This is a genomic window from Microbacterium sp. UBA7513, from assembly GCF_002478345.1.
Classification (GTDB): Bacteria; Actinomycetota; Actinomycetes; order Actinomycetales; family Microbacteriaceae; genus Microbacterium.
Genome location: NZ_DLNJ01000016.1, coordinates 157239 through 170576, shown reverse-complemented (window position 1 = coordinate 170576; position 13338 = coordinate 157239). Strand labels below are relative to the sequence as shown.

11 protein-coding genes are annotated in these 13338 nt (G+C 68.6%); 5 read left to right on the top strand and 6 right to left on the bottom strand.

Annotated features, from left to right (window positions below):
* Positions 1-28: 28 nt before the first annotated feature.
* Complete coding sequence (locus B2W79_RS09215; RefSeq protein WP_009380140.1) at positions 29-583, bottom strand: CGNR zinc finger domain-containing protein; 555 nt, start codon at positions 581-583, stop codon at positions 29-31.
* A gap of 85 nt (positions 584-668) precedes the next feature.
* Between B2W79_RS09215 and B2W79_RS09210 the strand changes: the two genes are divergently transcribed.
* The 3 genes from B2W79_RS09210 to B2W79_RS09200 all read left to right on the top strand — a co-directional run bounded on the left by B2W79_RS09210 (position 669) and on the right by B2W79_RS09200 (position 2913).
* Entirely contained in the window at positions 669-1904 is a 1236-nt protein-coding gene (locus tag B2W79_RS09210; protein ID WP_009380142.1) for an MFS transporter, read from the top strand.
* Positions 1905-1976: 72 nt separating this feature from the next.
* Positions 1977-2420 carry an ArsR/SmtB family transcription factor gene (locus B2W79_RS09205; RefSeq protein WP_197464151.1) on the top strand — a complete coding sequence of 148 codons (444 nt, stop codon included), beginning with the start codon at positions 1977-1979 and terminating at the stop codon, positions 2418-2420.
* Position 2421: 1 nt separating this feature from the next.
* Positions 2422-2913 (top strand): SRPBCC family protein, encoded by a 492-nt coding sequence (locus tag B2W79_RS09200; protein ID WP_119296983.1) that lies wholly within the window; start codon positions 2422-2424, stop codon positions 2911-2913.
* A gap of 68 nt (positions 2914-2981) precedes the next feature.
* Here B2W79_RS09200 and B2W79_RS09195 read toward each other — a convergent pair whose 3' ends face one another.
* Positions 2982-3644 carry a GntR family transcriptional regulator gene (locus B2W79_RS09195; RefSeq protein ID WP_119296984.1) on the bottom strand — a complete coding sequence of 221 codons (663 nt, stop codon included), beginning with the start codon at positions 3642-3644 and terminating at the stop codon, positions 2982-2984.
* A 5-nt stretch (positions 3645-3649) separates the two neighbouring features.
* Positions 3650-5518 (bottom strand): gamma-glutamyltransferase family protein, encoded by a 1869-nt coding sequence (locus tag B2W79_RS09190; RefSeq protein WP_131248194.1) that lies wholly within the window; start codon positions 5516-5518, stop codon positions 3650-3652.
* A gap of 140 nt (positions 5519-5658) precedes the next feature.
* Between B2W79_RS09190 and B2W79_RS09185 the strand changes: the two genes are divergently transcribed.
* Entirely contained in the window at positions 5659-6360 is a 702-nt protein-coding gene (locus tag B2W79_RS09185; RefSeq protein ID WP_131248195.1) for a YoaK family protein, read from the top strand.
* A gap of 335 nt (positions 6361-6695) precedes the next feature.
* Here the strand turns inward: B2W79_RS09185 and B2W79_RS09180 are convergent, their stop codons facing one another.
* From B2W79_RS09180 to B2W79_RS09170, 3 genes are read right to left on the bottom strand one after another with little or no spacing between them, the layout of a single operon-like run.
* Positions 6696-9263 carry a GcvT family protein gene (locus tag B2W79_RS09180; protein WP_131248196.1) on the bottom strand — a complete coding sequence of 856 codons (2568 nt, stop codon included), beginning with the start codon at positions 9261-9263 and terminating at the stop codon, positions 6696-6698.
* Positions 9264-9314: 51 nt separating this feature from the next.
* Entirely contained in the window at positions 9315-10751 is a 1437-nt protein-coding gene (locus tag B2W79_RS09175) for a flavin reductase family protein (protein WP_131248197.1), read from the bottom strand.
* The gene (locus B2W79_RS09170; protein ID WP_292788824.1) at positions 10748-11998 is read right to left on the bottom strand and encodes an aromatic ring-hydroxylating oxygenase subunit alpha; all 1251 of its coding nucleotides are present in this window, start codon (positions 11996-11998) and stop codon (positions 10748-10750) included. The genes B2W79_RS09175 and B2W79_RS09170 overlap by 4 nt, the downstream gene beginning before the upstream one ends.
* Before the next feature lie 199 nt (positions 11999-12197).
* Here B2W79_RS09170 and B2W79_RS09165 point away from each other — a divergent pair, with 199 nt between their 5' ends.
* Entirely contained in the window at positions 12198-13130 is a 933-nt protein-coding gene (locus B2W79_RS09165) for a LysR family transcriptional regulator (RefSeq protein ID WP_101624280.1), read from the top strand.
* Positions 13131-13338: the final 208 nt, after the last annotated feature.

Sequence of the window (13338 nt, the reverse complement as noted above, 5' to 3'; positions counted from 1 at the left end):
GTCTCGCTCTCCGTGTGTCGCGGGTGGGTCAGTGCTGGGCCCGGGTATTGCGATAGTGCCGCAACGCCTTGTCGCGCCCCCCGCACATGCTCATCGAACACCAGCGCCGGCTCCGGTTGCGGGTGGTGTCGATGAAGAGCCACCGGCAGCCGGGGCACGATTTGACCCGGTCGAGGCGAGAGCCGGTGAGCTCGTCGATCGCCGATTCGGCGAAGAGCGCCGTGAGCGAATCCGCATCCCAGACATCGGGCCACTCCCGCGCGACCCCGGTCGTGGTGGGACCGTAGCCATATCGCGACAGCCCAGATGCATGGGCGTCGGTGACCACCTGGAGACCCTCTGCGGGAACCGCGTTGCCTTCTGCGACGGCGGCGAAGACGGCGAACACCGACTCTCGGAACGATCGCAGGTCGGCGAGCTCCTCGCCCGTCAACTCTCGCACCGGCCCCAGCCCGAGAGACTGTGCCCACGCGCGGGCAGTGTCTTCGTCACCGAGCCAGTCCCGATCCCCACCCTCGATGCGGTCGGGCACCGAGTTCACCAGCTCGAAGCACTGGGCATTGCCGACATGCTCGAAGTCCATACATCGACTTTACCACCTATCGACTCTTGACTGGTGATGTTCGACGATGAAGACTTAACCTACAAACAAGTTTTAGGTGGTTAGAATGCGTGCATCGTTCCGCTGGCTCTGGACCAGCGCAGGCACCGCCAACCTCGGCGACGGAATCACCGTCATCGCGCTCCCCCTCATCGCCCTCGCCGCGGATGCGCCCCCGGGGCACGTCGCCCTCGTCACCGTGGCTGCGACGATTGCGTGGCCGATCTTCGGCCTGCACGCAGGCTGGATTGTCGACACGGTCTCCCCGGCGAAGCTGCTCATCGCCGTCAACGCCATGCGGGTCCTCGCGCTCACCGCTCTTCTCATCGCCATCGCCGCCGACTTCGCGGTCTACGCGTTCACCATCGCCGCCGCGTTCGCCTACGGGCTCGCGGAGACCCTCGTCGACACCGCCCTCATCGCCACGGTTCCTCGAACGGTCGACCCCGGGCGGCTCACTGCAGCCAACAGCAGACTGGAGGCGACGATCAATGTCGCCAACCAGCTCGCCGGGCCTCCGCTGGCCGGCCTCCTCATCGGACTCTCGAGTCTTGCGGCCGCCGCCTCCGGAGCGGGGCTCTACGCCATGTCGGCGCTGGCCGCAGTCGGGCTCGCACTCACACTCCAGCGCGGCGGGAACCCCGGTCGGGAATCCGGCGCAGCACTCCCACTTCGAGTTCGCGAGGGCATGCGCTTCCTCTGGAACCATCGGCTGCAGCGCGAACTCACGCTGCTCACCGCAGCCATGAGTGTGGTCTGGGGAGCTTGGACGTCGACGTTCGTCCTCTACGCCGTGGCGCCCGGCCCACTGGGTCTGTCGCCGGAAGCGTACGGCCTGCTCCTCACGGGCATGGCCGTCGGCGGGATCGCCGCCTCGATGCTCACCTTCCGCCTCGAGCGCCTGCTCTCCCCCGCCGTACTGCTCTTCGTCGACACGGTCGGGACGGTGGGTCTCGTCCTCCCCGCGGCCCTCGGTGCCCCGGTGCCCGTCATCGCAGTCGGCATCATTCTCGCGGGATCAGGGGCGACGGTCTGGCGGATCATCGTCGCCATCGTCCGCCAGCAGGCGACGCCGCCTGATCTCCTCGGGCGCGTCTACTCGGCGTCGCGCGTCATCAGCTGGGGAGCGCTGCCGCTCGGTGCGAGCCTGGCTGCCGTCGGCGTGACCACTCTCGGCATGCAGCCCGTCCTGTGGATCGCCAGCGGTGTCGCCGTCGCCGTCTCCCTGTGGTTCGCTGCGCGTCTGCCGATGACCGCGCCCCTCATCAACGCCGCCGCCAGCGAGGCCGACGGGAACGGCTAGGGACTTTTATTCAACCAAACGGTTGACTAGGTGACTCGACGGGTCTATCGTCGTAATCAACCAACAGGTTGAATGAGAGAGGGGGGCTCAGTGGACGATCAGCTCTCGAAGGTGTTCGCGGCACTCGCGGACCCGACCCGCAGGGACATCGTCGCCCGGCTCAGCGTCGCCGACGCGACCGTCGGCGACCTCGCCGAACCCTACGAGGTCAGCCTGCAGGCCGTGTCGAAGCACCTCAAGGTCCTCGAGGACGCGGGACTCGTCACCCGCAGCCGGGACGCCCAGCGCCGACCGGTGCACCTCGAGGACAACGTCTTCGACCTCATGACGAAATGGATCGAACGGTACCGACGCCAGGCGGAATCCCGCTATCAGCGCCTCGATGCCGTCCTCGAAGCGATGGACGCGGACGAGGACGGTTCGGCACCCGACTCAGGGGCCGCCTCGGCGAGGGAAGTCGGCACTTCGGCACAACCCACACCACCCATCACAGGGCAATCACGCAAAGGAGCATGACATGACCACCGACACCGATCACAGCCAGGTGAAGCTCGACGTTCCGGAGGGAACCCAGTCGCTCGAGATCACCCGCGATTTCAACGCGAGGCCTGACAAAGTGTTCCGCGCGCATATGGATCCGGAGCTCTTCGTCAAGTGGAACGGGCCCGAGGAGATCACGAACACGATCCGCGAATGGGACCCGAAGACCGGCGGGAACTGGAGCTACGTCTCCCGCGACGACAACGGCGAGTACGGCTTCTTCGGCTCCTTCCACGAGGTCCGCGAGAACGAGCGCATCGTCCAGACCTTCACCTTCGAAGGCTTTCCCGACGCGGTCAACCTCGAGATCATGACGCTGACCGACCTCGGCGACGGACGGACACGGCTGTCCTCGACGGCGATCTTCGACTCGGTCGAGTCCCGGGACGGCATGGTTGCCGCGGGCATGGAGTCCGGCATCGTCGAGGGCTACAACAAGCTCGACGCCCTCCTCGCCGAAGGGGCCTGAGGCTGGGGACCGTCGGCATACGGCTTGGGACTGCCGGTACCCAGCCGGCTGTCCCCAGCAGTGCGCGCCTAGTCGGCGGTCTCGGCCATCATCGCGAAGTACGCGTCGCGGCTGCGGCCGACGTGCTCACCCATGAGCTCGGCGGCTGTCGCCTCCTGACCGGCGTCGATGGCGGCGAGGATCGCGCGGTGCTCGGGCCAGGCGCGTGAGCCGCGGCGGCTGACGTTGAGCGAGTAGAGCCATTCGATCTTCCCCGAGATCTGCCGCAGCAGGCTGATGAGCGAGAGGCTGCCGCTGAGCTCGGCGATGGCGAAGTGGAACCGCATGTTGAGCACGGCGAGGTCCTCGAACCGCCCATCGGCGATGACGACCTCACCGGCCTCGAGGATGTCGTTGATCTCCTTGCGCACCGCTCGCCAGCGCGGATCGGGCTCCTCACCGTCGGCGAGGGCGGCCGCGCGCTTCGCCGCCCGTCTGGCGGTCGCGGATTCGAGGACGATGCGGATCTCGAAGAGGTCCTCGGCGTCCTCGATCGGCGACGGCGCGACGACGCTGCCGACGTAGGGTCGGGATTCGACGAGCCCCTCGGCTTCGAGCGAGCGCAGCGCCTCTCGGACGGGGATCCGTGAGACCGCGTACTGCTTCGCCAGCGCCGTCTCCCGCAGCTTCGTCCCGGGGGCGAGGACGCCGGAGATGATGTCGGAGCGGATGCGCGCCCCGACTGCGTGCATCGGCATCATCGCCCCGCCGCGTAGCCCTGGGCACCGCGCGGGTTGGCCGCGGCGGCCAGCGTCCCGGTCTCCGGTTCGCGTGTCACGCACGAGAGTCGTCCGAGCTCCCAGTCACCCGCCCGCGTCACCTCGTGACCGCGTCGGCTCAGCCCCTCGATGACCTCATCGCCGAGGCGGTCCTCGACGACGGCTCCGGCCGGCACCCAGGTGCGGGGCCAGAACGAACCGGCGAGCGCGGTCGTGTGCAGCGCCGGGGCGTCGATCGCCTGTTGCGGAGCGTAGCCGCCGACGAGCATGCGGAGGATCATGAGCAGCTGCCACTGCTCCTGCTGGTCACCGCCTGGCGAGCCGAGGGCGATGACCGGCTGCCCGTTCTTCGAGATGAGCGTCGGCGTCAGGGTGGTGCGTGGCCGCCTGCCCGGTCGCAGTGCCGACGGGGAGGTCTCGTCGAGCCACATCATCTGCAGGCGGGTGCCGAGGCAGAAGCCGAGATCGGGCACGACGGGCGAGGACTGCAGCCATCCTCCCGAGGGCGTCGCCGAGATGATGTTGCCCCACCGGTCGACGACGTCGATGTGGCAGGTGTCGCCGTTGTTCGTGCCGTTCTTCTGCACGGTCGGTTCGCCGATGCCCGCCTTGATGAGCTCCTCCTTGTCCGCGCCTTCGGGAACGAGCGGAGGGGTGAAGGTCGGAGCGCTGCCGTCCCGACCGGACCCGGGCCGGAACTCGTCCGACGCGGTGTCGGCGATGAGCGCTCGCCGACTCGCCGCGTAGTCCTCGCTGAGCAGCCAGTCGAGGTCGACGTCGGCGTCGCCGTAGTAGGCGTCGCGGTCGGCCATCGCGAGTTTGAGTGCCTCGAGAATCGTGTGGGCACCGATCTCGGTCGAGGGGTCAAGGCGCTCGTCGTCGAAGCCCTCGAGGATGCGCAGGGTCTGGAGCAGCGCCGGTCCCTGTCCCCACGGGCCGATCTTCGCGATCTCGTACCCGCGGAAGGTAATCGTCACCGGGGTCTCGAACTCGGCGTCGAAGCCTGACATGTCGTCCACGGTGATGACCCCGGCGTGGTCCCCTCCGGTCGAGTGCCGGTGCGGGCTCGTGACGAACTCCGCGATCGCCTCGGCGACGAACCCGGACTTCCACGCCGTCCGTGCGGCCCGGATCCTCTCGACCCGAGCATCCCCGGAACCCTGCGTTTCGCTGCCGCTGTCGGCGGCGTCAGTCTCTGCAGCACCAGCACTGGCCACGCCGTCACCGGCGGCGATGAGGCGGCGGAGCACCTCGGCGTAGGGGCGGTTGACGATGATCTCCCCCGCCGCGGGGATGCGGCCGCCGGGCATCCACAGCTGCGCCGAGGTCGGCCAGTGCTCGGTGAAGAGCTCCTGCACGCGTTCGATCGTGCCGACGACGCGGGCGAGGACGGGGTGGCCGTTGTCCGCGTAGTCGATGGCGTAGGCGAGGACATCGGCGAGCTCCCAGGTCCCGTGCTCCTGAAGGAGGAGAAGCCACGCGTCGACGGAGCCGGGGACGGCTGCGGCGAGCGCTCCGGCGCCGGGGACCATGTCGAGGCCCTCGCTGCGGTAGTGCTCGATCGTCGCCCCGGCCGGGGCGGGACCCTGACCCATGAGGATCTGCGGGCGGGCAGGATCCTCAGCGGTCGCAAAAACCCCGGTCATGTCACCGCCGGGGCCGTTGAGGTGGGGTTCGACGACATGGAGGACGAAGGCGCCGGCGACGGCGGCGTCGAAGGCGTTCCCGCCGCGTTCGAGGACGGACTGCGCCGAGGCGGTCGCGAGCCAGTGCGTCGATGCCGACATCCCGAAGTGGCCCTCCAGGGTGGGGCGGGTGGTGAAAGCGGCGGGAGGCGTGTACGCCATGTCAGTGTCCCTTCATCGAGTTGGGGTCGAGGGCGTCGCAGATATTGCATACAATCTAACGTGTACTCACTGTTTTGTATACAACCGGACCCCGCTGTCCGAGTCGGACGGTCGGACCGCTGCGAAAGGGGGGGGCCGCGATGGATCGCCGTCTCGACCTGGCCATGCTCCTCGTGCTCACCTTCTCCACCGGGATGGTCGACGCGATCGGCTACCTCGGTTTCGACAAGATCTTCACCGCGAACATGACGGGCAACGTCGTCATCCTCGGCATGGCGCTCACCGGCGCGGATGACCTGCCGGTGCTGCGGCCTGCGCTTGCGCTCGTCTTCTTCATGGTCGGCGCGGCGATCGGCGGTCGCGTCATCGGTCAGCGCGGAGCGGACTGGCACCACCGCACGACGGTGATCTTCGCCCTCGTCGCGCTCGGCTGCGCGGGCCTCGCGGTCTACGTCGGCCTCGTCCCGAACCCGGAGATCGGGCTCGCGGGAACGGTCTTCACCTCGGCGCTCTCCGCGCTCATGGGCGTCCAGGCAGCAGCGGCGAGGCGGATGAAGATCGCCGACATCACCACCGTCGTCGTCACCTCGACGATCGTCGGCCTCGCCTCGGACTCGCGGCTGGCCGGCGGGGACAGCACGAACTGGGTGCGCCGAGTCCTCGCCGTCGCTCTCATCCTCGTCGGTGCCCTCGCCGGTGCCGCCTCCCTGCTCATCAATCAGTGGATCGGCATCGCGATCGTCGCCGTCATCATCGCCGTCGCCGCATTCATCGGTCACCGCGGGATGCATCGCCGCACCCGCGCCGAGGCGGCCACCACTCCCGCCGAGGCCCGAACCTGACCAGCGCCGCTCCCCGGTCAGGGCCCCCGCCCGGGGCCTCCCCGCTCGATCCACGCCGCGGGTGAAATCCGCGTCGCCCGAGACGCGGAATTCGGGCCCCGCGTGGATCGACAGCTGGCCGCGTCGCGAGCACGTCGATTTTCGAGCCTCGCGTGGATCGAGCGGGGGACCCGGCCCGGCAGCCGCCCGACTCCAACCCGTTTCGAGGACGCTGAGTGTCGATTCTGAGCTCGCGGATCGACACTGCGCGTCCTTAGGTCCGTTCGGCGGCGCGGCGGCGGGGACGGCGCGGGCAGTGCGCTGCGCACCACCCGCGCCGCCTCAGCACTCGGGTCTCACCCGCGCAGGCGGGTCATCTCCGGGTCGTAGAGCGGTTCGGCCGTGACGGTGGCGGGCACTCGGCGGCCGAAGTACTCGATCTCGACAGCGTCGCCGACGCCCAAAGTGTTCGGCAGCCACGCGTAGGCGATCGCCTTCCCGATCGTGTACCCGTACGCCGCCGAGGTGACGTACCCGTCCGCCCGAGTCGCGGGCGACCCAGAGCCACCCTCCGCGCCGGTTCCCGCGGCCGGGGCCCCAGCACCTTCAGCCCCCGCACCCGCGACGTACACCGGTTCCTTGCCGAGCACGATGTCGCTCGGCTCGTCGAGGGTGAGGCACGTGAGCCTCTTCGTCGTTCCCGCCGCCCGATCGGCGAGCGCCGCCTTGCCGACGAAGTCGTCGGTCTTCGAGGCCTTGACGGCGAACCCGAGACCCGCCTGCTCCGGTTCGTGCTCGCTCGTCATGTCGGTGCCGAAGGACCGGAATCCCTTCTCCAGCCGCAGCGAGTTGAATGCCTCGCGGCCGGCGGCGATGATCCCGAACTCCTGCCCGGCCTCCCAGAGCACATCCCAGAGCCTGTGTCCGAGATCCGCCGAGGTGTAGAGCTCCCAACCGAGTTCCCCGACGTAGGACAGGCGCATCGCCGTGACGGGGATGCCCGCGACCGAGATCTGCTTCGTCCGGAAGTACTTGAGCCCCTCGTCACTGAGGTCGTCGTCGCTCACGGCGGCGATGACGTCGCGGGCGCGCGGTCCCCACAGCCCGATGCAGCATGTGCCCGGGGTCGTCTCCCGCACGGTCACCCACTGGCTCGGGTCCTCCGCGGTCTGCCGCTTGGCCGCCCTGGTGATGTAGGCGAGGTCGATGTTGCTGTTCGCTCCCACCTGGTAGGTCTCCTCGTCGAGGATCGCCACGGTGATGTCCGAGGTGATCCCGCCCGCCTCGTCGAGCAGCAGCGTGTAGCTCACCGCCCCCGGTTTGCGCAGCATCGACGACGTCGTCAGCCCGTGGAGCAGCCGGCCGGCGCCGGGACCCTTGACCTCGAAGCGCTTGAGCTGGGTCATGTCGTACATCGCGACGTTGGTCCGCGTCTTCCACGCCTCGACCGCGGCGATGGGCGAATGGAATTGGTTCGCCCAGTCGTCGCGCTCGGGAGCCCGCCATTCCTCGGGCAGCTCGTCGAGCAGCGCGGCGTTCGCCTCGTACCAGTGCGGGCGCTCCCATCCCGCGGCCTCGAGGAAGAACGCGCCGAGCTCCCGCTGCTGGGCATTGAACGGGCTCATCCGCACATCGCGGGGCGAGACCCTGGGCTGGAGCGGGTGGAGGACATCGTAGATCTCGCGGAAGTTCTGCTGCGAGGTCTCGCTGACGTACTCGGGAGCCGTCTGGATGTCTTCGAACCGATTGAGGTCGAGGCCCGAGAGGTCGGTCTCGGAGTGGCCGTGCGCGATGAGCTCGGCGACGGCCTTCGCGACACCTGCGGCATGGGTGACCCACACCGCCTCGGCGACGAAGAAGCCGTCGACGTTCCGGGACTGACCGACCAACGACCCGCCGTCGGGAGTGAAGGAGAAGATCCCGTTGAACCCGCGCTGGATCTGCGTCTGCGCGAGTTCGGGGAGGATCTCCTGGCTGATCTCCCATTCGCGGGCGAAGTCCTCGGGGGTGAAGGTCAGCGACGAGGGCATCCGCTCGTCCGTGATCTCGTCGGGCGAGTACTGCGGCAGCGTGTCGAGGTCGACGGGCATGGGCCGGTGCGCGTACGAGCCGATGCCGATCCGCTCACCCCACTCCCGGTAGTAGAGGTCCTCGTCCTGGTAGCGCAGGATCGGGGCGCTCGCTCCCTTCGGCAGCTCGTTCTTGCCCTCCAGGCTCGGCACTTCCGTCGACCACGCGAACTGGTGGGCGAGCGGCAGCAGCGGGATGGGGGTGTCGGCCATGGCGCCGATCTTCGGCCCCCAGAAGCCCGCGCAGCTGACGACGATGTCGGCAGGGAACCGCTCGTCCCCGGCGATGACGGCCGAGACCTTCCCACCGGAGTGTTCGATGTCGGTGACGACCGTGCGGTCGCGGAACTCGACGCCCGCGGCCTGGGCGCGGGCGATGACGAGCTGGGTCCCCTGGGCGGCGAGCGCGAGCCCGTCACCGGGAGTGAAGAGCCCGCCGAGAACCATCTCGGGATTGAGCATGGGGAACCGGCGCAGACACTCCTCGGCGTCGATGACCTCGGCGTCGACGCCCCACGCCCGATTCCAGCCGGCCCGCCGCTCGAGGTCGTGGAGGCGCTCGGGTTTCGTCGCGATCTCGAGCCCGCCGACGGGCAGGAACGAGCCCTTGCCGTCAGGTCCGGTGAGCGAGGTGAGCTTCTCGATCGTGTACTGCGCGAACTCCGTCATCGACTTCGACGGGTTCGACGAGAAGACGAGGCCGGGAGCGTGCGACGTCGACCCGCCCGGGATCGTCAGCGGCCCCTGCTCGAGGACAAGCGTGTTGGTCCAGCCCAACCGGGCGAGTTCGTCGGCGAGGTTGGCCCCGACGATGCCCGCTCCGATGATGACGACCCGTGGGGAGGAATTCGACACTGGGTTCTCCTTGCTGTGGTGAAGCTGCGGTGGAAATCTGGGGTGACGCCCTCAGGCGTCGATGACGAGATCGGACTTCGCCGTCGAACAGCAGGGAAGGAACTTCCCTGCCTCGATCTCGCGCGAGCGGATGCCGCCCTGATGGTTCATGTCGACCTCCCCGTCGAGTTTGACGACCTTGCACGAACCGCACATGCCCTCCTGGCAGTTCGCCCCGATGCGCACCCCGGCCTTCCTCGCGGCGTCGAGGATGACGACATCGGAGGCGACGCGGACGTTGATGCCCGAGCGCAGGAAGGCCATCGTGTGCTCGCCTTCTCCCACGGTAGCGAAGCCGGAGGTCTCCTGGGGTCTCGATTCGCCATCGACTTCGGCCAGCCCGGCTGCCGCCTCGGCGAGGGCAGCAGGGGCGTCGACGGGGACGGGAGCGTCGGCTGGCACGGCCTCGAGGGGTGCGCCGACCGCCTCGACGGAACCCTCGGCGCCGTACTCGGGTTCGTAGAGGTCGAAGGCCGACGGCTGCTGTTCGTAGTACTCCTCGGCCGAGGACGCGATCTCGCCGGCGATCTCACCGGCCAGGGCGACCTCCTCGGCGTATTCGAGGCGGGTGGCGCGGTCGCCGGAGAAGAACTCCATGAAGATCGACGTGTCGTCGACCCCGACCCGGGCCAGGCAGTCCGTCGCGGTGTTGAGGTAGCCCTCGGGCCCGCATGCGAAGACCTGACGGCCGTTGGCGTCGGGGACGACCTCGTCGAGGAGTTCGGCCGAGAGCCTTCCTGTCCGCCCCGTCCACTCCGATGAATGCGGGTCCGTCTGCGCCCGATCGCCGAGGCAGTAGACGACCTGGATCCGGAAGTCGGCCTTCTCGAGGAAGTCGAGTTCGTCGGTGAACGCGAAGCGGTCGGGGGCTGAGCCGTGATAGACGAGGATGACGTCGGCCTGGCCGGGCAGCGAGTGGATGGTGCGGATCATCGACATGAGCGGGGTGATCCCCGCACCGGCGGCGAGGAAGAGGTAGCGCGCGCGTCGGTCCCAGTCGGCGAGGTGGAAGGCCCCGACGGGTCCGAGCATCTCGAGCACCGTGCCCGGCCGGATCGACTCGTGCGCCCACGGGGAGACGAGGCCGGACGGGTCGAGTTTGATCGTCACGGAGAACGTCCACGGTTCGGTGGGCGCGGACGAGAGCGAGTAGCTGCGGGACTCCGGCTCCGCCTCGGCGCCGTAGATGGGGAAGTCGATGTTGACGTACTGACCCGACCGGAACGCGAGCGGGGCACCGTCGGTGCGGCGGAAGACGAAGGTCATCATGTCCCCGGCCTCGGGGATCGTCTCGACGCATTCGGCGGTGAACTCCTGCGGATGCCACGGACCGAGCGCCGTCGCCGCCCCGGCCGGACCCGCGGTCGAACCGAGCACCCGGTTCCACGGCATCTCGAGGCCCCGGATCCGCTGCGCGAGCGGGATCGTGGGGTCATCGATCGTCCTCATTCCACGTGCTCCCGCATCCTCATCACGTACCAGTTGATGAAGGCCTCGACCTGATATTCGCTCTTCATGTACGGGCCCTGCTCGTAGTAGGGGCTGCCCGCGCCCTGCTGGCAGAGCTCGACGAAGGCCTTGTCCTGGAGGTTCGTCTGCTTCCACGTGTGCGTGAGCGTCTCGAGGTCGTAGTCGACGCCTTCGACGGCGTCGTCGGCGACGAGCCACGTCGTGCGCACGAGCGTCTGGTGCGCGTTGATCGGGTACGCCCCGAAGGTGATGACATGGTCGCCGAGGAGGTGGAACCAGCTGTTGGGCTGCAGGTGCATCGAGCACCGGCCGAGGCGGAAGTCGGGCAGGTCGCCGAGCAGCTTCTTCGACAGCCGGCGCCCGTCGGCGGAGAACGACTCCCCCTCCCCGTCGAGGGATTCCCGGGAGATGCGGATGCCGGCGACCCGAGTGTCGAGCTCCTCGATGACCTCGTAGGGCAGACCGTAGCGGCGGCACCGGTACTCGAGGGAGGCCTGCGCCTGCTGGTTGCGCTCCCACACGTCGGCCAGGTGCGGGGGCACCGTCTCATCGGTGAGCCCCCACGTGGGGAAGAGCGAGCAGGCGAGTTCGGGGTGGCCGTCGCAGTGGTAGCACTCGCGGTTGTTCTCCATGACGAGCTTCCAGTTGCCCTCCTCGACGATGGTCTGCTGGTAGGCGACCTTCGTCTTCGCCAGCTCGTGCGGGGCGATGTAGGGGGCGAAGAGCTCTGCCACCTCAGCGAAGTCCGCAGGCGGTTCATCGGCGAGGCAGAGGAAGACGAGGCCGGCGACGACCGTTACATGGGCGCGTTTGAGCGCGTAGCAGGCCTTGTCGAAGGTCATCTCCCCCGGCGCCGAGGCGTGGATGAGGTCCCCGTCGGGCGAATAGGTCCACGAGTGGTAGCCGCACACGAGGTTCCCCGTCGTCCCCGACTCTGCGGTGAGCACGCGGGCGCCCCGGTGGCGGCAGACGTTGTGGAGGACGTTGACGCCGCCGTCGTCGGTGCGCAGCACGATGAGCGAGTAGGGACCGTAGTCGAGGGTGATGTAGTCCCCTGGTTCGGGGATCTCGGCGACGCTGCACGCGAAGACCCAGTGGCGGCCGAAGATCGCCTGCATGTCGAGGTTGAAGAGGTGGTCGTCGGTGTAGAACGGGGCCTCGAGTGAGAATCCCTGACGTCTGGTGTCGAGGAGGAGGCGGATCTCGTCGAGTCTCTCCTCGCTGATGCCGGCCGGAAAGCCCTTCTTCGTCGGTGCCAGGTTGGTCGCGGTCAAATTCCCATCCCCCTCGATGCCGGTGAGTGTGCGATCAGCGGCGCCATCGCCCTGCAGCCGTGTCGCTGCTGTCACGATAGAACAGCCTGACACTGCACGAAAAGCGCGAGATCCTGCGGGACAATGTGCGGAATGAGTGCATAATGTCTCCATGATCGATCCGCGTCTCATCACGCTGCGGACCTTCGCCGAGACCGGCACGATCGCTGCCACCGCGGAGCTCACCGGATACTCCCCCTCGGCGGTGTCCGCGCAGCTGCGCGACCTCCAGAATTCGCTGGGGATGACGCTTCTGACCAAGGACGGACGCGGTCTGCGGCTGACGGCGACCGGCCGCTATCTCGTCCGCCGCTCCGACCGGCTCATCTCCGTGTGGGAGGAGATCCGCGCCTCGTCGTTCACCGCCGGCGACCAGGCGCCTTCCCATTTCGGCATCGGCGGGTTCTCCACCGCCTCGGCGAACCTCCTCGCTCCGCTCGCCGCGCATCTGCGCAGCACCCACCCCGACGTCCGCGTCCACATCGTCGAGGCGAGTCCGAGCCGGTGCTTCGACCTCCTCGTCGCCGAGCGCATCGACCTTGCCGTCGTCGTCTCCCCGCAGGGGGACTCCCGGGCCGAGAACGATGCACGCTTCGAGAAGGTCGACCTCCTCGACGACCCGCTCGACGTCATGGTCCCCTCCGACCATCCTGTCGCCGGACGCGATTCGGTGACGCTGTCCGAACTCGCCGGCGAGGACTGGATCACGGCGATGCCCGGCTCGCCCTATCACGCGCTCTTCATCGCCGCGTTCACCGCCGCCGGCGTGACCCCGACGATCGCCCATGAGTCCGTCGAGTGGGAGACCTCGGCGGCACTCGTCGGCGCCGGCGTCGGGGTCAGCCTCGTGCCCCGGCTCGCGAGCCTCGCCGGCGAAGCCAATGTGCGACGGGTGAGGCTGACCGGTACCGGGCGTCTGAGCAGGAAGATCATCGCCGCGGTGCGCACCGGCAGCCGCGGATCGCCGCTCATCCGGGAGTCCCTGCGCCACCTCAAGGCGACGTCGCAGCGGATTCTCGCCACCCGCCTCGGCGAGGCGGACTGAGACGCCGGGGGCGAGGCGTCGCGGGCGGCTCTGGCACTTCGACGCGGTGAACCGACAAATACGCGGTAAGCAGACCGCGTTTTTGTCGGTTGACCGCGTCGGTGGCTGTGGCGGCACGCTGAGGCGGCACGGCGGCAGCGCGGGCCGGCAGCATGGCGGGGAACCACCTCGACGCTTCGACTCGGACGACCGCCTCGGCGCTTCGACG